We start from the raw sequence: 22,027 nt of genomic DNA on the forward strand, positions 1-22,027 counted from the left end.
GTGTGAAGGGGCGCGCGAGTTCACTGCTAATCTTACTTTTTTCACATCATCGTGCCTCTCAAAAGAGCTTCCCTGGCTCCTCCTAAAAGACCTACACGTGGAATCAGTTCAGCTTCCGCAGCATCTGTTTAATGTGAACATCTGCACTGGGCAGACTCACGCGAAAGTAGTTAAGTGTCACCAAAGAAAAGCACTAGAAAACCAGGATAGATGTTGTGTGGCCTGGGGCGCCGGCGTTAGGATAGAGCCATCGGAATACAGGGAAGAGAATCCGGGACGTTCCGAGTAGAAGGAAATATTGCGGGTAGGGATTGGCACCCCGTTATTCCCGCAGTCACAAACTCCGAAAGGTATTCTCATGACTAGTGTGTCTGTTGAAGCGTGGTCGCACGGTGACGGTTATCTGATCGTGGACACGCAGGAGTGGATCGACGATCGTGGCGAGTACGCCGCCGACCTCACCGAGGATTTGCGCGCGTGGATGGACGAGAACGGGCATGATCACCCGTATGATGCGGTAATCGTTGCGTGGATCTCTGCGCGCACGGGTGAGCCTCCCGTCGGTTTGCACGGTGATGGGGAGGTGTGGTCGCACAACCTGCTCTCGTCGGCCGACCACCTGATTGATGATCTCGGTTTCGTGGTGCTGTCGTCGGCCGAGCACGGCGATTTGATGATCATCGTGAGCGATCATCTCGGCTTGTACGTCGCGCCGACCGTGTACCGCTCCACCGTGACCGAGCTGGAGGACTGGGCCGACTACTCGAACGCTACGGGCGAATGTGCGCACGGGCACCGGTGGACCACGGACGACACGGTCACGCTGCACGCGTGGGACGGCTCCGACATGACCGTCTACCGGGTGCCTGACCAGGTCCGCGTGCCGTTCGGCGACCGTGACCGCGCCTATGTGGCCTGCCCGACCTGTGGCAAGGCCGTGCGGTTCACCTGCCGCTTCTAACCTCCCGCGCGGCCGGCCGCGCCGTGCTGCCGCGTGCTGCGGCCGGCCGCCTCCCTGTCTCTGTTCTCGTTCCTGATCTGGCATGTGAGGTGTGTTGTGTTCGTGCTATCCGCCAACGGCGAGATGATCTCCACCGACTTCGACAACGACTCGTCGGTGATCACGGAGAACGCCGACGACACCGAATGGCGGTGCGAGGCGTGCGGTGAGTCCCTGTCTGAGGAATCGGACGGCTACGCCGACGAATCGGGGTCGCTGATCTGCGATGCCTACGACCCGTACGACGATCCCGGGATTGACGACGTCGAGGCCGCTCCGGACTTCCGCGAGGGTCCGCACCGTCCGCACCGGGTCCCGCTGTCGTGGGCCAACAGCGCCGCCATCCACGCCGACCCCGATGAGGACTCGATCACGGTCACGATCAGCGTCGGCGACCCGCGCGGCGCGTTCGCCGTCACCGTGCGCCGCATTCCGGACGACGCCGAGACCAACGGCGGCCGGTTGATCATGCACACCCCGTATCCGGGTGAGCCCATGCCACACGCCGCCCTGACCACCGCCCACACCGGCACCTACTGGGTCGACTGACCCCACGACGGGGGCGTTCGCAAGCGAGCCGGGCGTCCCCGTCCACTCCTGGGTTTCCGGTTCCCGCAACGCCTTTGGAGGTACCCACGATGACCACCGCCACCGACACCACCACGCCCACCGTCACCCCATCGACCCCGGAACTGGAGGTTCACACCGACCGGGCCACACTCGCAGGCGCCTTGACCACGGTCGGCGTGGGACTGGCGCGCCGGCCCGGCGTGCCCACGTTGGGCGGCGTCCTGTTGGACGGGCGCGACGGAGACTTGACCCTGACCGCTACCGACCTGGAAACCGTCGCCACGGTGCGCGTGCCCGATGCCGTGCGCACATCGGGCCGGCTGCTGATCGATCACACCGAAGCAACCAAGCTACTGGCCGCGCTGGTCAAGGGCGAGCGCAAGCGCGATGCCGACGCCGCGCCGGTCACCGTGCGCACCACCGATGACGGTACGGCCGTACTCGACGTGGGCGGCTACACCATGCCCGTGACCACCTACCGTGCGGCGGAGTTCCCGACGCTGCCGGAAGCTCCGCCCGCCGTGGCCGAGATCGACCGCGAGCGGTTCACCACCGACGCGCGGCGCGTCCTGGTCGCCACGGGCGACGACGACACGGTGCCGATGGTCATGGGCATGCAGATGCGGATCACGCCCGGCACGCTCACGCTCGCCGGCACCGATCGGTACCGGCTGGCCGTTGCCACCCTCGCCGCGACCACGGCCGCCACCGAGGAACGCGCGGTGCTGTTCCCCGCCCGGAAGCTCTCGGCCGCACTCAAACACTGTGCCGCCGACCGGGTCCGGCTCGGGCAGGACGCGGCCGGCGAGTGGGTGTCGCTGACCTGCGGGACGCTGACCGTGATCACGCGCCCGATAGACACGCAGTTCCCCACCGTCGAGGAGCTGGTCCCACACGCGGCCGTCACGGCACGGGCCGACCGCGAGGCGCTCACCCACGCGACGGCACGCGCCGCCGCCGCGCTGGAGGCCAAGAAACACACCGCCCGAGCCAGCCACGGACAGCCCACGGCGGCACAGGTCGCGCTCACCGTCGATCCCGCCGGATCAGTCTCCCTCGCGCCCGTCGTACGCGAGCACGCCGACGCGGTGACCGCACCCGCGCATCCTGCCGAGGTGGATGGTCTCAGCGAACCCGTGCGCGTGCTATTCACCGCGTCCTACCTACGCGACGCGTTGAACACCCTCGACGGCGACACCGTGACCGTCCAACTCGCCAGCCCCACACGGCCCGTGCTGCTCACCGGCACCGACCCGGACACCTACCGGCACCTACTCATGCCCGTCCGCCCACCACGGTCCTGACCCGTGGTGGTCCCGGCAGCGCGCTTCGCCACTCCCGGGACCACCACTGAGGTGACCACGACTACTCGCACGATAACCGCACAGCGCGAACGGCACGGGATGCTCATGGGTTCGGTGAGCTACCCTGGCCATGCCTCCCGGTAGGGATGGCAGCCCTTTCGAGGGTTTGTGACAGGCCGGCGGACCGTGCCAACACCCCTTCGGGGTGGGTCCGTCGGCCCTCTTACTGCCCGGGCTCCCGTGCCGCTCGCGTCGCCACCGCGACCATGCCGGGTTCGACGTCACATCGGACCCTCACGCCACTGCGCACAAACACCCCGACCGGCCTGTCCAGGTCTCTGGTCGCATCCCTCCTTCTCTTCCCCTGCCTTGTCGTCCTGTCCGTTGGGAGGCCTCTGATGAAAACCCGTTGCGAGCGCCCGTACCACAGCATGATCGCCACCGCCGGAACGGTGCGCCGACTGCCCGAAGAAGCCACCGAGTGGCATGTCCGCCGACTGGCCACCGAACTGGCCCGTGCGGTCTTCGACCTCGATGCCCGCATGCGCGCCGGACTGGCCCCACCCCGCGCCTGGCAACACGCCGCGCCCACTGAGCAAACACACGCAGCGAGCAAATCGCAGGACACCGAATACCCGGAGGGCACGATTGCTGACAACACTGAACTCGACGACACCCCCGACCGTCCCGTCTTCTACTGGTTGCCTGCCGCCGACCTCGACGAGGGCATGAGTACCGACGACGGGCAGGACATCGTCTCCGTCAGCGTCGCGGACGACTGGGTGTTCGTCGACGTGTACACACCCCGCTCGGACGATCCCGAGCAGGACGCGCAAAACCGCGACGAGACCGAATGCCGCATGTACCGGCCCGACGAACTCGTCGGCATGGCCACTTTCCCCGACACCGCCATCGACGGCTCATCGGCCGACCACGCCTGCCCGCATCCCCACGCGGACCCCCGCACCGATGACGCCCCCAGGTAAACGGACCAACGACGACGCGCACAGACTCACGCAGAAAGGAACGGCCCGCCATGACCACCGACACGACGCACGCGCACACGGTGTTCGCCCTCGGCCGCGGCGACCAGGCCGAACTACTCGGAGCGTTCGCCGGCTACCTCACCCCGAACGACCTGGTGCGCCTGCCCATCGGACGACAAGTACTCGCCTCCACCACGGCGACCGACGTGCGCGACCACTTCGCGCGTTTCGCCCTCGCCTGGGACGTGGCTGGACTCGACACCTTCATCCGGGCCTGCGCGGACCCTCACATCCCCGACGCCGCACCCTGCCATGCGGACCAGGTTGCCGACACACGCCGCCGCGATGTCTACGCCTTCGATGACGGCCAGTGGTACCACTGGAGCACCGCAGGCCACCCGCAGTGGCATCACCTCACCCTCGCTGCCAACAGCACCGTTATCGAGCACCCCGTCGCGCGTAGCTACGGCACGGACTACGTCCACACCCGAAGCCTGGACCTTCCTCACCTCGCCGCTTGGATCATGGGCGCGGCCACGGAACGCCTCGCCCGCTCAGACGTGCAGCTGTCCGCCCGCGTGCACACCGAGCCCACCGAGGACGGAACGACAATTCATCTAATCGTCCACAACGCACACGGTGGCGACCTCGACTGGGTATCGACGGAATTGCAGTCGATCGCGCGAGCCTGCAACTGGACGAATCCGTGCGATCCGGGAGACCGACGCTTCGGCTGGTGCGCACCGTGCACCGACGGCCCGATCGCCACACTCCCGGGAGAGATCGTGATCGTGCCCGCTGATCTGCCCGACGAATGACCTCATGCCGACATTTCACCGTGACCGTCGTATCTGAACGATCGTAGTTCTGAATTCCGTTCGTTCCACTCACACCTATTCCGTGGTCGGGCACACGTGTGTCCGACGACGAAGCGTCCGGTGTCACGGCCGATTCGGCCTGGAAGCCCCGGGACGCCATCACAACATCAAGGAGGGCTGACCCGTGAACCGATCCATGAAGCAACGACACGCCCACCGCGATCTCGGCCAACACGCCATCGCCATCGCCCAGGCCGTTGACACGGCCTGGAACAAATCCAACCACTCCGGTCGCCGCGACGTGGCCTTGTCCGTGGTGGCCGCGTTGTCGCTGGTCACCCAGCGCGACCCACACGGTCCGGACCCCGCCGAACAACTGCGCGCACAGGACGCGCACACCTTCACCGGCACGCTCCAGGAGATCTACACTGCCCTGGTCAACAGCCGACCCGACTTGACCCACTTGGTCTATCCGCTCATGGCCTGGGTGTTCGACGAACCAGAGTCCGCCATGCAGCAGGCCGCCAAACACGTCGCCGACGCCGCTCTACGCGAAGGCCAGCTCAGCCTGACCGGCACCGAAGACCGCTACGACACCGACCTGCTGGGCATCGTGCTCACCCTGCTGAAATCGGACAGCGCCACCGGCGCGAACGCCCAGATCTACACACCCACCGTGGTCGCAGACATGATGGCGCGCATAACCACACCCCATAACGGGGACACCGTCCAGGACCCCGCCGTCGGCACCGGTGGACTGTTCCGCGCCACCGCCGAAGCCATGCGCCAGAAAGGCCGCGACCCCTCCACCGTCACCTGGTACGGCGCCGACATCGACGACCTCGCAATTGCCGCCTGCGCGATCAACAGCCTGCTGTGGGGACTCGGCCCCCGCATCCTGCTGTGCGTAGCCGATACCCTCGCCGACGGCGACTGGGCATACCGAGCCGAAGCCCAACGCACCGAGATCCTGCAGCTGTCGGAGACCATCCAACGCCACAAGCAGATGATCCACGCTGTGCGCACCGCCCGGAGTTTCACCGAGACAGTCATTGACCGTGACCAGCCGCGTGATCAATAGTATGCTGTCTACCGGCTTTGTGCTCGGGCTTCTCGGGCCTGGACGAGCATGGAGTGCCAGCGATCCAAGAAACTCGCAGTGTAGGGGAGATGGTGGCGCACGCGCCGGTACCGGACTTCGCCGACCGCCTCGCCGCATTCGAGTCGGCGAGGTTCACCGAGCTACGGCAGGGGCAGGATCAGGTCCTCGCTACATACGCTGAGAAGCATCTCGACACCGACGACTTGGCCATCGAGATGCCGACAGGTGAGGGCAAGACCCTGCTAGCCTTGTTGATCGCCGATTATGCTCTGGACCGTGGCTGGTCGGTGGCCTATCTAACCGGAACGCGCCAGCTCGCTGACCGGGTCGTGGAGGAGGCGGAGGCTCTGGGGCTGGACGTTGTGCGCTTCGCGGCCAAGGATTACGGTGGCGCCAAACTCGATGACTACCACCGGGCGCACGTCGTCGCAGTGATGAATTACTGGGTCTACTTCAATAGCAGGCCCATTCCCAATCCAGCCGATCTCGTTATCTTTGACGACGTCCACCTTGCTGAGCAGCCCCTGAGTGGGCTGCAGACCTTACGCATCCCCGACAAGCAGGGTCCGGCCCGCGAGCTCTACCGCACAATCTGCCAGCTCGTGACTGCGCATACCGACGCCTATCCTGGCTTGTACGCGATGCTGGAGGGCACGGCGCAGGCAGGTGACCCGCCACAGCTGCTCTCGTTTCGGGATTGGGCTGCGATCGCGAATCCGATTCGCGACGCTATCGAGGCATCGGCCTTCGTCGACGAGGATGAGATCAAGTATGTCTGGCCCACCGTCCGCGAGCACCTCACCCGTTGTGGAGTGCTGATCGGGCCCTCCGGCATCGAAATCCGCCCCTATCACCCGCCAACAGCCCTCAACTCTTGGTACAGCCAGGCCAAGCAGCGGATCTATCTCTCCGCCACGCTCGGTACGATGGACGACCTGCAGCGTCGCATCGGCGGTGGCCCCGTTACGCAGTTGACGACCCAGCAGTCGCTTCCCCCGGGCGAGACTGGCGAGCGGCGGCTGGTGCTCAATCCCAGCAGTGAACAGCCCTTCGATCCCACAGTGCTCGGCTGGACGCTTCGTCAAGCCCAGGCTGCCGGAGGGCGAGCCGCCTGGTTGTGCGCCAGTCATGCCGAAGCCGACGCGCTACAGGCCAAACTTGTGGAGTCCGGTGAGGTGGTCTATCGGTTCCGGGCCGGCGATGACTCGACAGTCGACGCCTGGAGTCGGGCAGCGAACGGGCACCTGGTCACGGCAGGCCGCTACGACGGACTCGACCTTGCCGGCGATGTGTGCAAGCTGGTCGTCATCACGACAGTCCCGCAAGCCAGTAGCGAGTTCGAGCGGTTCGTCGTCGCTTACCTCGGCGATGCCAGCTTCATGCGTCATCGCGTCGGTCAGCGGATCACCCAGGCACTGGGTCGCGCGAACCGCGAAGCCAGCGATCGCACCCTCTACCTCGGCCTGGACCCCAGCTTCGCGCAGATACTTGCCGACCCGGCGGTCCGCAATTCGATCCCCGAAGGTCTCGACCCGACCATCCGCGCTGCCCTGGAACTGTACGACGAAGGCTGGGAAGCCACCGAGCGCGAGTGCACCGCGTTCTGGCAACGTAATGAGACTCCTGCGGCTTCACCGAGCGAACAGCAGTCACCGCGACGCAAGCCCCGCCCCGGCCGCGGTGCCAGCGAAGCTAGCGAAGCTGGCGAGGCCGCCAGCGCCCGATCCGAGGTATCAGCGGCGACCGATCTCTGGCTTGCCGATTACCGACGAGCCGCAGAGAACGCCCGTAACGCCGCATCCCAGCTCGCCGGAGCCGGAGAGACCGAACACGCGGCGTTCTGGCACTACGTCGAGGCCCACGCACACTTCGATCGGGGTCGGCCGGAGGACCTGGCGGCCGCACGCAAGGCTCTGCAAGTCGCCACAAAGGACGGCCCGCGCACCACCTGGTTCCGTCAACTGGAACGCACCATAGCCAGCCTCGAAGGCTATGAACCCGCCGCAGACGATTGTGACCGGTTATTCCTCGCGTGGGACGAGTGGTGCCGTGAAGCCGGCCTCCGACTCGACCGCGTTCTCTCCCGTGGCCGCACGCAGTTGACTGGTAGCCACGACCAGCAGTGCGAAGGACTTGAAATGCTCGCTCGCCTCGTTGCTGCCCATGGCAAGCGTGCACCCAAGGGTGAACAGAGCGCCACGGACTGCCGCTGGTTCTGGTCTACAGCTCGGCGTGCCGAGCGCCGCGTGTGGGAAGTCAAGACCGTACCGAATGGTGATCCCAAACCACTCTGTCGCGACGATGTGAATCAGCTGCTCGGACAGGTCGAGGTTGAGAGAAAGCGCTCGCCGAATGCCCGCGTCTACGGCTGCTTGCTCACCCCAGCAACCGTTGTTGAGAACGATGCCGCCGAAGCAGCCCATGACAAGATCGTCCTAATCAACCACGATGCAGCCGTTCGGCTCTATGATTTACTAGCCGACCGACTTCGGAGGTATTGCGTGCTGTGCGGCGACGACGGCGCCGAAGCTCGGGGGGATGCGCGCACCAAAATCGAAGCTTTGCTACCTCAGGATGCGTGGCTCGGCACGTTGCTGTCCCCAAGCCATGGCAAGCTCATCACCGCCAATGGCATAGAGACTATCTTCCCCTCGGCCTGAGCGAGTCCTCAGCATCACTCACCCGGTGATGCTGATATGACGGCGGTGCTGAGTAGGTGTCACCTGGGTCTGGAACGCACTCTCCGATTCACCCGGGCGAACTATCGCACTAACAGCGCCTATCCAGAGCGCTGCAGGAAGCGGGGCATGAAGGTTTGGTTGCCGCCCTGGCGTTCCAACTCGCGACTCCGGCTCTCGGTTACGTGCGCGGATCTGTCGGCGAGCGATAGTAGGCTTCTCAGTTGCAATGTCTCGGCAGGTCCCAGGAACGGCTCCGGGACGTAGCCGTTCGAGAAAGGAGATCGACATGAACGAACGTACCCGTGGTGAGAAGTACGGACAGCGTCACGAACGGGGACAACGACCGACCAAGGGACAGCGCCCAGGCGACACGGCCATCCCACCTAGTCAGGAGAAGCCGCAGTCTCCGCCACCTCCGTCTCCGAATCCGAACTCTGAGAAGTAGCCGGGCGTGGTACGTATGCGACGGTCATTGCAACGATATGACGTGCTGATACGCATGCCGCTCCGCAATCTAGTTCCGTCGTTTCCGCCGCGCCGGATGGCCGGTAAGTGATTGGCGTCATCAGAACGAGATCGCGATCGGCGGTATCGGCTTCACTCTGATTGAACGAGCTCAGTGTGCCGTGCAGGTAAGATCCATCGTCGAGCATCACACCGACGTGCCGATCCCGGTCCCGACCGAAGGTCTCGAACAGCAACCACCACGCTGACCCACCCGAGGGATGAACGGGCCTACGGCGGGCGAGTATTGCTGCGATCCACGCGGTGGCGCAGGCAGCGACGAGCAGTATCACCATCCAGGTGAACATCAGAAGGTAGCTGGTGGCGAGGTACCTCTGGGGCGCGGCGATCAGTTGACGAATGTTCGGCGTCCATTCGGGTGCCAGCACGTGAATCACCGCGAAGATGCCGAGGACAATCAGTTCGGAGAGCACGCTCGCCAGCGCGATCGCAGCTGTCTCATGAAGTGGGGACGGGCGTTGCTCGGGCCGCTCCCGGCGAAGGGCCGTGGCAAATATGAACCCTGGTAGCAGCAGGACGACAAACAGCAGCAGCCCGGTCAGCGTAGATGGCATGATGATCCCTCCGATCCGTCCGCGCCAGGAGACTACTCGACGTCGTTCTCTAGATCTCCACTACGCACTGCTGGTCCATGCTCGCTCGGGAGCCGGCGAGAGCACCGCGCTCACTGCGGCATCGAACGCATCACGGTGCATTGCCGCATAGCTCGGTCCCCTGTCGCTGGTAGACCGCCACGGGGTCGAGTTTCTGACCTGCGGTTTCGATCTCGAAGTGCAGGTGGGGGCCGGTGGAGTGCCCTCGGTTGCCGACCTGCGCGATGATCTGTCCCGCTCGGACGCGTTCCCCTGGATGAACGTGGTTGCGGTGGTTGTGTCCGTAGGTCGTGATCACGCCGTTGGGGTGTCGGATGCGGACCCAGAGTCCGTAGCCGCGTGCTGGCCCGGCGTCGATGACGCGGCCCGAAGTGGCGGCGTGGATGGGGGTACCGACGGGCGCGGCGATGTCTTGTCCGCTATGGAAACGCGCGCCTCGCGGGCCGAACTCGGAGGTGCAGCGGCCGTTGACAGGGCTGGTCCAGGCGCGTGCTTGGTGCTGTGCTGCGTGTGTGGCGCGATACGTCGAGGCCTGATCAAGAACTTTGCGCACATACGAGTCGGCGCGGTTGTAGGCGTAGATGGCGCCGTCGAGGTCGCGCCCGTCGTGGGCGCCGGATTCGCACAGGTAGCCGGCGGCGGCGTAGATGGCGTCGTGTGGGTTGTATCGCGACGGCGGGGTGCTGCCACCTGGAGGGATGTGGTGCCGCTCCACCACAGAGTCGAATGTGGACTGGAGGAACTGCATCGGCCCGCCTGCGCCAGCTTTGTTTGATCCGCTGTGTACTCCGGGGAGGTTGGAGCGGCCGTGATTGGTTTCGATTTTGCCGATGGCGGCGAGGATGCTCCAGTCCAGCCCGGGGCAGGTGGTGGCGGCGTGCCGGTACAGGGCGAGGTAGTCGCCGGGGATGTCGGATAAGGCGGCTTGGCTGGGTTGGCTTGCGGTCGCGGAGTCGCCCCGGCCGACGGCGGCGGAGATGACCCCGGACACGGCTGCAGCGACCAGCACGACCAGGGCCACGATGGCGCCGAGGACGGTGGTGGCGAGTTTGAGCATGCTCCGATCACCTCGAGGGTTTCCAGGTCAGGTCGTGCTGCGCGAAGGGCGGCATGGGGGCTGGCGGGCTGAGCCGGGGCACCGGGCTGGCTTCGCTCGTGTTGGTGGTGGTTTGGGCGCTGGCGATGGGTTCGCCCAGGTGGGGCCACGCGGTGTGGAGGTCGATCAGCCGGGCGCGCCCGGCATCGCGGTGGGCCAGCGGCAGCCATATCTCTGCTGAGCCCGTCGCGGCGCGGTTCAGGTCGTCAACTGTTGTGGTGGCGATCGGCAGGTCCTGCGGGCGCGGTTGGGCGCGCAGGTGCTCGGCCAGCAGCGGGCGGGCGTGGGACTCGCGCTGAGCCGTAGCGAACACAGCCAGCAGCGGTGTGACGATCCTCGTGGTGGTGGCGAGTTCGAGGTAGCCGGGGATCTTGGCGACGAACCGGGACAGGTGGTAGCTGCCGGTGTCCCATTCGAGGAAGAACTCGATCTGCCGGTCGGCTTCGCGCCAGCGGCCGTAGCCGTCGGGACGGACGAGGTCGCCGAAATGCCTCGCACAGCGGGCTTCGGACCACCAGGCGGTGACGTTCCGGTCGTCGTGGGCGAGGGCGTCGGCGATGAGGCCGGTGAACAGGCTGTTCAGCCCGTGTAGGTGGGCCAGGCGCAGGGAGTAGGCGATGCCGATGGAGCGTTCGGCACGAAAGTGCAACTCTCGGGGGTCGATGCCGTCCTCGTGGGCCAGCAGGTGGGCGCCGGTGGTGTCGAGGACGTAGAACATGGGCGCCCGGCCGCGTCCGATGTAGGGCTGGAAGCGGTCGAGGATTCGCCATTGGTGGAGGCGTTGGAGCCGGTGGTTGGCCGCGCGTCGACTGGGGAAGGCGATTCGGGCGATTTGGGTGGAGGTCAGGGTGCGGTGTTCGGCGCATAGGCGGGCGATCCAGCGGTCCCGTTTCGTGAGGTGGGCGGCGACGGTGGCCTGGTGCTCGGTGGAGGCGGCCACACGGGGGGTCACGCGTCCAGGGATCGGTGTGCGCAGGTCACGTTGGGGCGTGCTGGGGTCCAACTTGAACGACTCCTTCTGGGCAAAGAGGGCGTGCTGGGACAGCGAGAGCGCACAAAACGGGGGCGGGCCACGCCTGGTGGCGTGGTCCGCCCGTGTCGGAGGGTGCGGTTGTCAGGCGGCGCGGCGAGGGTCGGTGCCGGTGCTCTCCGGTCCGGTCTGGTCGGGTGGTTGCTCGGCCACGGTCGACAGTGGCTGGGTGTGGCGGGTGGCGGCTTTGCGCACCATGCGCGCTCGGCCGCGGATCGCAGGGGGCAGCGGCTGCGTGGCCAGGGTGCACGGTTGGGTTTCCGCGCCGCCCACCACGAGCCGGGCGGCGGCATGGAATACGGCGAGGTGGGCGAGATCGTGCTCGCTGACCCGGGGTGCGGTGTGGCGTGCGAGTTCGCGGGCGTCCTCGGGACCGGCGGTGAAGAAGATCTTCGACCTCGCGTTGGTGCTGATGCCTTCCTTGAGGTCCTTGCCGAGCTGGCCGAGATGCTGGTGGGCCAGCGTCATGGAGAGCCGGTAGCCGCGTGCTTCGGCGAGCATGTCTTCCATGGCATACGGCAGGTTCAGGAAGTTGTGCGCCTCATCGACGTACAGCGACGCGTCGAGGCGTTCGCGTTCGGGCACGGCGGCGCGGGCGGTCGTGGCCTGCCAGACCCGCGCCACGATCAGTGAGCCGAGCAGTCGGGTGGTGTCCTCGCCCAAGCTGCCCTTGGGGATGCGCACGAAGCACAGCCCGCCGTCCAGTGCCGCCGACAGGTCGACAGTGGACTCGCCGGCGGCGATGGCTTTGACGACGAACGAACGCAGCAAGAACGCTCTCAACTTGTTAAGAAGTGGTGCTGAGACTTGGGCTCGGGCTCCATCGGAGAGTTGCTCGTACCAGTCCCAGAAGCCGCGTAGGGTCGCGTCGTTCTCGATCTTCTGACGGTGGCGTTCGCGGGTGGCCGAGTCCGTGAGTAGCTGTGGGAGCGCGGAGAGCTTCGGCGTGTCGGAGACGGCTCGGAGGGTCAGGCATCCGGCGCGCAGGATGTCCTCGGTGCGCGGCCCCCAGGCGGAGGAGAACACCCTGCTGAACACGGACACGAGGTTGTCCACGGCCGCCTCCTTCGGTCCTTCCAGGGGGTTCAGGCAGGGGGTGGTGCCGGGTGTGTCGGCGTCGAAGAGCACGACGCGTTCGGCGGCATGTTCGGGTAGGCGTTTGAGCACGTCAGTGATCAGGTCGCCCTTGGGGTCGATGACCACCGCGCCGCGACGGTGCTCGGCGTCGGCGAGGATCATCCGCGCCAAGACGGTGGATTTTCCTGACCCGGTGGCGCCGAGCACGTGCAGGTGGTGGCGGGCATCGCTGACCTGTAGCCCGACGGGGCGGGCGTGGCCGGTGTCGGAGACGCCGATCGGGCGGACCAGCTCGCCTTCGGTCGGGGTGTGCGGTGGGGGCGGCACGGCCTTGGCCCCCGCCCGAGCGAGGCCCGGCACGGCGTCATCGGTGGGCAGATGAGCCAGCGCGGCCAACTCCGGCACCGACAACAGATCCCCGCGGCGCAGTCGCCGCCGGGCCAGCACCTGCTCGGGGTGGCGCAGTCGATGGCGGCGGTAGTGGTTGTGCTCGGTGAAACCGGAAAACGCGCTGGCGATGGCGTGGGCGCGGCCCCGCAGCTGGTCCCGCACGCGTGCCACCTGCTCCGGCGGCGTCTCCGCCGGGACGGTGGTCGCCACCGCGTAGCGGATCAGTGTGTCCCATTGACTCCCGCGCTGTTTGGTCACGATGGCGCGGTTCTGCGTCTGGTACTCCAGCGAGGTCTGCGGGTCCAGCTTCGGCTGGCCGCCCGCCCCGGAGGAGGGCTTGGGCCTCGCGCCCGGGGTGATCACATCCAACAGCCGACCGACTGGGCGCGTTGAGCGGCCCGCGTGCAGGTGCCGGGCAGCACGCCGCGCCTGCGTGACCCTCCGGCCGGTGACCGGGCGGGCCAGCACCTGGACACACGCCGCCTCGTGCACACCGAGCCCGGTGGGCGCGCCCAGCAGCGCGCGGATGGGGTCGGCGTCGAAATCGCTGCGGATGGGTAGCGCCTCGGAGCGGGCCAACCGGAGCACGCCCCCGGTGACCACCTGGCGACGGCCCTCGTCAGCCGCCACGGCCAGCGGCGGAGTGGCCTGCTCGGTGCGGGTGTGCGCGCCCGGCCACGCGGCCTCGACGGCGCGCTCGACCATCCCGGGCGGCACCGTTCCCGGGACCCACAGCCGAATCTGCACGCCGTCATGGCCGAACACGTACTCCCACGCCAGATGCGGTTGGCCGCCGACCAGGCGCGCCCACTTCGGACGCAACAGCCCGACCAGGTTCGACCACGCCGCTTCAGCCCCGTCGGGGTCCACGGTCGGTGGTGCCAGGATCGTGACGACCCGCGCCTGGTCGTGCAGACGGTCCTGGCAGCGGTCGTCCCACCAGCGCCGCAGGCCGATCAGGCCGCTGATCGCGGTCAGCGCGAGCGGGCCGACGATCGGTCCCCAGACCTGTATCCACGACCACACAACGTCCACAATCGCTCGGATCGCTACCCACGGATCGGTGAGCAGCCCGCCCAGCGGGCTATCCACGATGGATGATTGCAACAGCATCACGGGCTGACCCTCCTGACCTGGTCAGAAGCGCACGACGGGGTCACGCGGCCCGCCGACCATCGGTGTGGTTTCGGCGGCGGGCGGACGGTGCACTGGTGATCGAACGAACTGCCGCGTCTCCGCGAGTGTGGCGGTGTGCGTCGACTTCGGCCTGCCACTCCGAAAACCGGCGCCCGGACAGCTTCTCCAGGAAGTGCGGGATGCTGTTCGCGGGCACGCCGACCAAATGGGGGCCGAGCACCGCGAGCAGGTCGGAGGCTTCCTGGGACGACCATCCGGCCGCGGTGATGGACTCCTCGTCCGGGAACACGTCGGCGACCCGATCAGTCTGCGGGTCGAGCACATGATCCTGAGTGCCGCCGTAGCTGTAGGCCCACAGGAAGTTCTCGGGCGGGTTGGGTTCGACGAGTCGGCGGAACCGGTCGACTTCCTTGGTGTAGCAATAGAAGTTCGCCTCCGGCCGGTGCCGCGTGATGCGCAGCCAGCGGGTGGTGTAGTCATCGCTGAAGAAGTCGCCGCTGTCGTGAATCCTGATCCAGCGGCCGGCGAACTTCGGTGCGGCGAGTTCGGCGAGCATGGCCTGTTCCCAGCCGTCCGGGTCGTCGAGCACGAATTGCAGGTTGGCCTGGTGCTTGGCGCGCACGGCCGGCCACAGGTAGGTCCCGTGCCGGGCGTAGCAGACCTGGCGGCAGATGCCGGCCGAGGGACAGGTGTTGTAGGTACGCCCATCGGGCAGGCGCCCCGCCCACGCGGGCAATGTCCAGTTGTAGACGCCGATGGCCCGCATTTCCCGGTTCTGAGTGAGCAGGCGGCGGGGACGCGCTGGTGGTCCACCGGCAGTTGCAGGAGCGGAGGAAGGCATAGGTGTACCTCCGAAGAGATGAGGTCAGTGAGTGCGAGGTCAGCTGTGCGTGGACACGGTTGGCTGGCGGGTGATGCGCCGGTTGGTCAGGCCGATCCGTCGGGGCGTTCGGTCGAGGGTGAGCGGCTGTGGCGCTGTCGGTGGCGGCGTCGGTAGTGATCCAGGTTGATGATCATGGTGGTCACCCCGTCGGGATGGACCGTGACCAGCTGGGAGGATGCGGCGTGGCGGCGACGCCGCACCTGCCGGGCGCACGCGCGGATCAGGCCGCGGGCACCGACGAACGTCAGACTGCCCAGGTAGACGCCGCAGACGGTCCCGACGGCGCAGGCGAGCCAGATCGCCGCCATGAGCCCGGAGGCCACGGCGACCGTGGGAAGGACGTCGTGGGCGAGGCTGTCCAGGTTCGTGAGGATCGTCGTGTCGTCGGCAGCGGTGGCTGGGGTGGGCGCGGGCATTCCTCCCTTCGGATGGTCAGTCGAGAACGAGGTCGTGGCCGACGGCGGAGTCGTCCTCGTCGGCGGTGGTCTTGTCGGCCATGGCAGCGAGTTCGGCCGGGTCGGTGGTGATCAGCTGGTGCTCGGCGTCGGAGGCGATGGCTTGGAAGGCGACTCGTTGGGTGCCGGTGGAGAGCAGTCCTTGGCCGGTGCCCGCGGAGAGCAGGAACTGCCGCTCGCCTTCGCTCAGCGCGAAGGTGCGCACGATGTCGTCGATCGCCTGTGGTGACTGCCTGAGCAAGATCTGGGTGGCCGCGTTGCTGATGATGGCCTTGCCCAGATCGGAGCCGAGGACGTCGCCGGCGTCCTGGGTCGCGACGGTCAGTCCGGCCCAGTGTTTGCGGGCGGATTTGGCCATGCGCCATAGGAATTCGGCGCCGGCCTGTTGCTGCATCAGCAGCCATGCCTCGTCGACCACGCACAGCCGCGGCCGACGCGTGGTGGGGGTGGAGATTCGGCGCCAGGTCGCGTCCAGGGTCAGCAGGGTGCCGGCGGGTTTGAGCTCGTCGGGCAGGTTCCGCAGGCTGAACACGAGCAGGTGCCCGTCGGGCGGGGTGGTGGTCGGCCCGTCGAACAGGCCCGAGAACGCGCCGTGGGTGAACGGGTGCAGCCGGCTGGCGAGCTCCCGGGCGGTGGCGTCGTCGGACTGGCTCAGTACCGCACGCAGGTCGGCGAGCAATGGTGCCTGCCGTGTCCAGGTGCGGGCATCGTCGGTGATCCCGGCGACACGGTAGGTCGCGGTGACCGCCTGATCGAGCGCTGCCCGCTCGTCCGCGCTCAACGGCTCTCCGAATAGTACGGAAAGGAGGGTGTGGACGAACAGGCTGCGGCGGGTGAGCGCGTCCGCGGGCGCCGAGCGGCGCCCGTCCGCGCGGGTGTGGATCGGCAAATCCAGGGGGTTGAGCCGCACTCCTTCGCTGCCGAGTGGGAAGTAGGTGCCGCCGACGGCGCCGGCCAGCCGGGCGTATTCGTCTTCGGGGTCGAGGATCGCGATCTCAGTGCCGTGGTACAGGCTGCGGAGCGCTTCGAGTTTGACGAGGTAGGACTTGCCGGCCCCGCTACGGCCGAGGATCACGGAGTTGTAGTTCTCGCAGCTGAACCGGTCCCAGTGCACGAGTCCCTGGCTGCCGAGGTTCCAGCCGTACAGCACTCCGTGGGCGGCTGATGTCGAGGTGACATCGGGAGGAGGCAAGTCCGGACTGGTGAACGGAAACGCGGCGCTGAGCGCGGCGGTGTCGAACGAGCGGGTTATCCCGATCTGGTCCAGGCCCATCGGCAAGGCCGTGATCCACCCCTGTAGGGACCGGTAGGTGGTGGGTTTGGCGTCCATGAGCAGGCTCGTGGTCAGGGCGCGCAGCGCGCTTACCTCCTCGACGAGTTCCTGCTGTGAGTTCGCGTGGACGGTGAGGTACACCCCGACGCGGAACAAGCGGCCCTCGCCGCGGGCGAGCCGGTCGGACAGGTCGTGGGCATCTTCGGTAGCCGCTTCGACCTGCGGGTCGGCCAGGCGGCCGTGCGCGGCGGTGTGCCGCCGGCCGGATTCCAGGCGGCCGAGCTGTTTCTTCAGCCGTTCGGCGGCCACCTGCGGGTCGATCGGTTCGATGTGCAGCGACACATCGAGTCGGGCCGGGTGGGTCAGCAGTGGTTGCAGCCAGCCCGCGTGGACTTCCCTCGGGTAGCCGGCGACGGCGAAGCTGGCGACCCATTCGTCGCCGATCTGCAGGTGGCGTGGGTGGATCTCGACGGCGTCGGGGGCGAAGGCGGCCGAGGCTGCCTGAGTGGTGCGGCGTCGATTCCGGGTGAACATCACAGGTGGTCCTCCTCGTCGGGGTCCCAGTCCTCCGCTCCGGCCGGGGTGGTGATCACTTCGTCGGCGCCGGCCATCTCCGGCGAGGGCGGTGGACTGTCCGGGTTGGTGGCGCTGGTGAGCACGGCGGTGGCCTGCGCGGCGTCCAACGGGGTGACCTCGATCCCTGCCGCCGACAGCAGCTCGCTGGCCTCGTGCATGCGCCGCAGCAGCCGTGAGGCCGCCGCGCGCCGCGCCCCGTCCGACGTCTCGGCCTTCTCCTCGCCGCGGCCACGGCGTCGAGGCAGGCGGCTGCGGCGGGTCAACGCGTCCGGTGCGCTGTGCACCGGTTCCTGGAGGACCAGCAGGATCTGTCGGCGCAGTAGCTCGGCCTGCTGGCTCAGCTGGGCGAGGTAGTCGGCGTGATCGAGAGCGGCGGTCTCCAACGCCGGGTGGGGCAGGCTGGCCGCGCGTTCGCGCAGCTGCGCGATCTGCTCGGACAGGTCCAGGGGCTGGGCGCGCACCAGGATTTGCACCGGCGCGGACAGACTGTGCAGGTAGCGGCCGAACGCCGCGGTCAGCGCCTCCTGCTCGGCCGGGGTCCGCAGCGAGAAGTTCACTGTCGAACATGCGGCGAGCAGCGCGAGCCCGTCCGAGCCGAGATCGACCACTCCGGCCTCGCTGACTCCGCTGAGCGGCAACTCCAGCGGGCCGGCCACGGGTTCGCTCGCGTCGTTGGCGACGCCAGCCAGCCACTCCGGGACCGTCGCCGGGGGCTGGCTGGCCGCGACCCGGCGTTGGGGCTGGAGCCGCTGGCGGAGCGCGGCCAGCAGCAGGCGGTCCAGCGTCACACCGTCGCGGCGCAGCACCACCAGCGCGCTCATGGCCACCCCGACCGGCACCGCGACCACGAGATAGGCCACCACCGGCAGGAACGTTCGGCTGAGCAGCCACCCGCCGTAGAGCACCAGGCCGGTCACCGCCATGACCGCGACCTGCCGGGCGGTGAAACCGGCCAGGATGGTGTCCTCCCGGTCCACATCCGCCGGGATGCGCACGCTGTACTGACTCACCTCGACTCACCTCCTTCGCGGCGGGTTCTCGGGCGCGGTGGGGAGACCTTCGGCAGATTCAGCGGCAGATCGTGTTGGCGTGGCTGTCGAGTGCGCGTCCGCTGCGGCGGCGGTGCCTGGGGCTGACTGCGGGGTGGCTTCCGCGTGCGCTGCACGTTCAACGGAAACTGGTACTGCCCGTCCCGCCCGACCTGGGGTTTGTTCTCCGGCCATTCGCCGTCGGCAGGCAGCTTCAGTTGTCGTCCGCGGGCCGGCCAAGGCGGGGTCGGTGGAGGTGACGGTGGCGTCGGGCGGCGCACCCGCTGCGCGGTGATCGGCAGCCGGTACTGCCCGTCGCGGCCCAGCCGTGGCCGGTTCTCCGGCCATTCGCCGCTGGCCGGGAACCGCAACTGCCGTCCCCGGCTACGCGAACCTGCCGACGAGAGGGGCGGCGAGTCGGCTGCCGGTTTCGGAGCACGCTGGCGCTGCACGTCCAGCGGCAACGCGTACTGCCCATCGCGGCCCAGGCGGGGCTTGTGCTCGGGCCATTCCCCGTCCAGCGGCAACGACAGCTGCCTGCCGCGGCCACGGCGGCGGGGCCGCGGCGAGGACGTCGGGCCAGGACGCCGTGTAGACTGAGCCGCCCGCTGCCGTGTGAGGCCGTGCAGCGGCAGCATGTACTGGCCCGACGGGGTCGCTCGTGTACTGGCGTACGGGTCGGTCGGCCCAGACGGCGTGGGGCCGCCGCGCGGCGCTGGGCCGGCCCCACGGCCACCGCTGCTGCCACCGAGACCGCGCAGGAGACCGAAGGTCTTGTATGCGATAACCCCTTTAACCAGCGACCCGATAAACGAGCGACCACCGCTGCGAACCGAGCCCAAGATCCAGAACGGAATCTTGACCAGGATGTACATCAAGGCCAGCGCCACGAGCAGATTCACCAGCCCGTCTGTGGTCGGGCCGAAGAAGGTGAACCCACCCGGAGACAGGAAGACCCGCATCGCGGTGATCAGCGTCAACGATTGGCCCAGCTGAACAGCCAGGCAACCGCCGAAGGCTTTCCACCACCATGTCGCGACGGGCTCGGTGTGTGGCAGTGCGTGGCACATCAGCGCCAGCGGTGCTCCCACAATGAGAATCACGGTCAACGCGACGCGGACGATGTAGGTCAGCAAAAGCGCGACGAGCATGCCGGCGAGAAACAGGCCGACGAAGATGATGAAGAAACCGCCATTGAGGGAACTCAGCACCAAATTCTTCAGCGTCTCGGCCGTGGATTTTTCGTCGACCCCGCCCGACATGATCGCCTGCGCGAGCGCGTTAGCAAGACTGATCGCCTGCGAACACACCCAGAGCGACAACGCCCCGGCCAGGAAACCGATGATGACCCGCGGAAGAATCTCCTTGATGGAGATCCGGGTCTGCATGGTCTCGTAGGCCATGACGATGATTCCCGCGATGAGCACCAACATCCCGTAGCAGGCCAACATGATCTGCCACGAGGACTGCCACAGCTCGCCGATGCGGGGCAGTTGATCCAACGTCGGAGTTGTCAACAGAGTGTCGGCCAGTAGATCCAGCAGGCTGTTCAGCGCTGGGGTGACCAGTTTTCGGAAAAGCGAGTCGATCGCATCGGTGACGCAGGCCGGGATATCGGTGATCCCGCACGAGGATTCTTCGGAATCGTTGTCGTCGCCAGACTGGCCCGGCGTCTCGCCCGGTTGGGGTGTGGGTGTGGTGGGCCGCGGGATACACCCGGGTCCCTGGCACGGCGGCGGCCCTGGCGCCGGTGGCGAGGGGGTGGGTGTGGGTGCGGGCTGGGCCGAGGCTGTGCCCGCGCCGGCGATGCCGACCAGAACGCTGACGGCGAGCAGGCCGGCCACCGCGGTGAACGCGCGGCCGAACCGGTGGCCGGCCCCAGAGGTGGGGGGTGCGGTGGCCGGCATGCGATCAGGCCCCCACGATCCCTTTGAGGATCTCGACCACCAGGGGAGCCAGCGCCGCGAGGCCGTAGCCGAAGCCGGCGCTCTTGAAGCTCTGCTTGGCCTTCTCGACCTCACTGGGGTCGCCGCCTGCCAGCACGTACCGGACCCCGCCGATGGTCAAGAAGACCGTCGCCAGCAGCGCCAAGATCCCCATGATCCAGTTGCGGATGTTGGTCAGCACTTCGTCGACCGAGTCGGCCAGCGCGATCACGTGCGTGGTCTCGGCCGAGGCCGCGGCGGCGGTGACCACCACGCTGGCGGCGACGAGCACGGTCACGGTCAGGAGCCGGCCGGCCCGGCGGCGGCGCGGCGTGCGGCGACCGGCGGCGAGGCGAGTAGAGGGCGCGATCGAGCGCATCGTGGACCTCCAGGGCTTTCCAGCGGGCGAAGAGCGCGAGACGCGGGCAGGGATCACCCGCGGCCCTGAAGTCCGGATCTGCTGGGCTCATTGGACAGGCCCTCGTCGACTTTTTTCGCGACCCTCTGTGACTGCCCTGAGGTCTCCGAGGTAGTTCTGGGCGAGGTCTGGGACGTGGCCGCCTCACCCGTGGGGTCGCTCTCGCCGGAGCCGTCAGCGGACTCGGAAAGCCAAGCGGCGAGTCGGTACTCGGCCCGCTTTCGGGTCTTGTACGCGGCCCAGAACTCGATCGCGTGGTGGGCGGCCCAGTCGGTCAGCAGGGTTTCGCCGAGGCGGGTCTGCGAGATCACCTCGGCCTCGGTCGGGGTCAGGACCCCGACCTGCACCGCGCGGGCCAAGACCAAGTCCGGGTGCCCCGACGGGGGTTTCGGCTCGGCCGAGAAGAACCCGGGAGCCTTCGGGGTGGGTCCGTCCAGCGCCGCGGTGAGCGCCCGGTGCCCGGAGCGGTAGGCGGCCCACCGCAGCCGGATCGTGATCCGCCCCTTGGTGAGATCGATCGTCTGCAGGGCGTCGAGGAAGCCCTGCACGATCTCGGCGTGGATATCGGCGGGCTCACCGGCGTACCGGTCGGTCAGCCGGGCCGCCATGGGGGTCAGCATCGGCAGCGCGAGCCCGACGGCCACGATCGTCCACGTGCCGCCCTCGCTGCGGGCGCGTGTGATCACATGCCGCCACACCTGGTCCCACACCCGCCGCGGGCAGGACCGGCGCAGCAGCAGATCGCGGAGTTCATTCACCGGGATCTCTCGGTCGGGCATGTAGTCGAACACGCGCCCGTCCACCGCGACCGGGTGGTCCCCGGTGGTCAGCCACGTGAACGCAGCGCGGGCGGCATCCAGCGGGTTAGCGGGCCACTCTGCGTGCTCGGAAACCGACGAGCGTGGCATGGCTGGCTCCTCTCGAAACGGCGTCCAACGACGCCGCCGAGAAGGCCAGGCGCAGAACAGCACAGCGCACGGTTCCGCGCTACGAACGGTTTAAAACGATCTCCTTGTCCCGGAACAAGAAGATCACCGCATCGCTGGATCCGAGATCGCCCACGCAGTCACCAGCACGTCCGTGCGCTGCGGTGTTAGTCCCCTCTTGTTCCGTTGCTGTCACCCGGCAGACCGCTCCCACCGAAACACGAGAGATGATCT

The 22,027-nt window shown here is 67.5% G+C and carries 18 protein-coding genes; 7 read left to right on the top strand and 11 right to left on the bottom strand.

Going from position 1 to position 22,027, the window contains the following annotated elements; translation table 11 throughout:
- Positions 1 to 298: 298 nt before the first annotated feature.
- The 7 genes from H0B56_RS17155 to H0B56_RS17185 all read left to right on the top strand — a co-directional run bounded on the left by H0B56_RS17155 (position 299) and on the right by H0B56_RS17185 (position 8,440).
- A complete protein-coding gene (locus tag H0B56_RS17155; protein ID WP_246361260.1) occupies positions 299 to 961 on the top strand; it encodes a hypothetical protein in 663 nt (220 codons plus the stop codon).
- A gap of 96 nt (positions 962 to 1,057) precedes the next feature.
- Positions 1,058 to 1,549 carry a hypothetical protein gene (locus H0B56_RS17160; protein ID WP_180894098.1) on the top strand — a complete coding sequence of 164 codons (492 nt, stop codon included), beginning with the start codon at positions 1,058 to 1,060 and terminating at the stop codon, positions 1,547 to 1,549.
- Positions 1,550 to 1,638: 89 nt separating this feature from the next.
- Positions 1,639 to 2,874: a DNA polymerase III subunit beta gene (locus H0B56_RS17165; RefSeq protein ID WP_180894099.1), complete on the top strand. Its 1,236-nt coding sequence runs from the start codon at positions 1,639 to 1,641 to the stop codon at positions 2,872 to 2,874.
- 431 nt (positions 2,875 to 3,305) lie between these two features.
- Complete coding sequence (locus H0B56_RS17170; RefSeq protein WP_180894100.1) at positions 3,306 to 3,860, top strand: hypothetical protein; 555 nt, start codon at positions 3,306 to 3,308, stop codon at positions 3,858 to 3,860.
- Between the two features lie 50 nt (positions 3,861 to 3,910).
- Positions 3,911 to 4,678 carry a hypothetical protein gene (locus tag H0B56_RS17175; RefSeq protein ID WP_180894101.1) on the top strand — a complete coding sequence of 256 codons (768 nt, stop codon included), beginning with the start codon at positions 3,911 to 3,913 and terminating at the stop codon, positions 4,676 to 4,678.
- A gap of 184 nt (positions 4,679 to 4,862) precedes the next feature.
- Positions 4,863 to 5,759: an N-6 DNA methylase gene (locus tag H0B56_RS17180; protein WP_180894102.1), complete on the top strand. Its 897-nt coding sequence runs from the start codon at positions 4,863 to 4,865 to the stop codon at positions 5,757 to 5,759.
- 89 nt (positions 5,760 to 5,848) lie between these two features.
- Positions 5,849 to 8,440: a DEAD/DEAH box helicase family protein gene (locus H0B56_RS17185; protein ID WP_180894103.1), complete on the top strand. Its 2,592-nt coding sequence runs from the start codon at positions 5,849 to 5,851 to the stop codon at positions 8,438 to 8,440.
- Between the two features lie 404 nt (positions 8,441 to 8,844).
- Here the strand turns inward: H0B56_RS17185 and H0B56_RS17190 are convergent, their stop codons facing one another.
- The 11 genes from H0B56_RS17190 to H0B56_RS17240 form a co-directional block, all read right to left on the bottom strand.
- A complete protein-coding gene (locus tag H0B56_RS17190) occupies positions 8,845 to 9,540 on the bottom strand; it encodes a DUF6338 family protein (RefSeq protein WP_180894104.1) in 696 nt (231 codons plus the stop codon).
- A gap of 130 nt (positions 9,541 to 9,670) precedes the next feature.
- Complete coding sequence (locus H0B56_RS23010; RefSeq protein WP_246361261.1) at positions 9,671 to 10,636, bottom strand: peptidoglycan DD-metalloendopeptidase family protein; 966 nt, start codon at positions 10,634 to 10,636, stop codon at positions 9,671 to 9,673.
- A gap of 7 nt (positions 10,637 to 10,643) precedes the next feature.
- Positions 10,644 to 11,678 carry a replication-relaxation family protein gene (locus H0B56_RS17200; protein WP_246361262.1) on the bottom strand — a complete coding sequence of 345 codons (1,035 nt, stop codon included), beginning with the start codon at positions 11,676 to 11,678 and terminating at the stop codon, positions 10,644 to 10,646.
- 111 nt (positions 11,679 to 11,789) lie between these two features.
- Positions 11,790 to 14,285: a type IV secretory system conjugative DNA transfer family protein gene (locus H0B56_RS17205; RefSeq protein ID WP_246361299.1), complete on the bottom strand. Its 2,496-nt coding sequence runs from the start codon at positions 14,283 to 14,285 to the stop codon at positions 11,790 to 11,792.
- Between the two features lie 43 nt (positions 14,286 to 14,328).
- Positions 14,329 to 15,150, bottom strand: a complete 822-nt coding sequence (locus H0B56_RS17210; RefSeq protein WP_180894105.1) for a GP88 family protein — start codon at positions 15,148 to 15,150, stop codon at positions 14,329 to 14,331.
- 86 nt (positions 15,151 to 15,236) lie between these two features.
- Complete coding sequence (locus tag H0B56_RS17215; RefSeq protein ID WP_180894106.1) at positions 15,237 to 15,608, bottom strand: hypothetical protein; 372 nt, start codon at positions 15,606 to 15,608, stop codon at positions 15,237 to 15,239.
- 16 nt (positions 15,609 to 15,624) lie between these two features.
- Positions 15,625 to 17,454 (bottom strand): VirB4 family type IV secretion system protein, encoded by a 1,830-nt coding sequence (locus H0B56_RS17220; protein ID WP_180894107.1) that lies wholly within the window; start codon positions 17,452 to 17,454, stop codon positions 15,625 to 15,627.
- Positions 17,454 to 18,506: a PrgI family mobile element protein gene (locus H0B56_RS17225; RefSeq protein WP_180894108.1), complete on the bottom strand. Its 1,053-nt coding sequence runs from the start codon at positions 18,504 to 18,506 to the stop codon at positions 17,454 to 17,456. Before H0B56_RS17225 ends, H0B56_RS17220 begins: the two co-directional genes overlap by 1 nt.
- Positions 18,503 to 20,431 carry a TrbL/VirB6 family protein gene (locus tag H0B56_RS23015; RefSeq protein WP_246361263.1) on the bottom strand — a complete coding sequence of 643 codons (1,929 nt, stop codon included), beginning with the start codon at positions 20,429 to 20,431 and terminating at the stop codon, positions 18,503 to 18,505. Before H0B56_RS23015 ends, H0B56_RS17225 begins: the two co-directional genes overlap by 4 nt.
- A gap of 4 nt (positions 20,432 to 20,435) precedes the next feature.
- Complete coding sequence (locus H0B56_RS17235; protein ID WP_246361264.1) at positions 20,436 to 20,828, bottom strand: pilin; 393 nt, start codon at positions 20,826 to 20,828, stop codon at positions 20,436 to 20,438.
- Between the two features lie 53 nt (positions 20,829 to 20,881).
- Positions 20,882 to 21,775: a hypothetical protein gene (locus H0B56_RS17240; RefSeq protein ID WP_180894109.1), complete on the bottom strand. Its 894-nt coding sequence runs from the start codon at positions 21,773 to 21,775 to the stop codon at positions 20,882 to 20,884.
- Positions 21,776 to 22,027: the final 252 nt, after the last annotated feature.

Source organism: Haloechinothrix aidingensis (genome assembly GCF_013450155.1).
Taxonomy (GTDB): domain Bacteria; phylum Actinomycetota; class Actinomycetes; order Mycobacteriales; family Pseudonocardiaceae; genus Haloechinothrix; species Haloechinothrix aidingensis.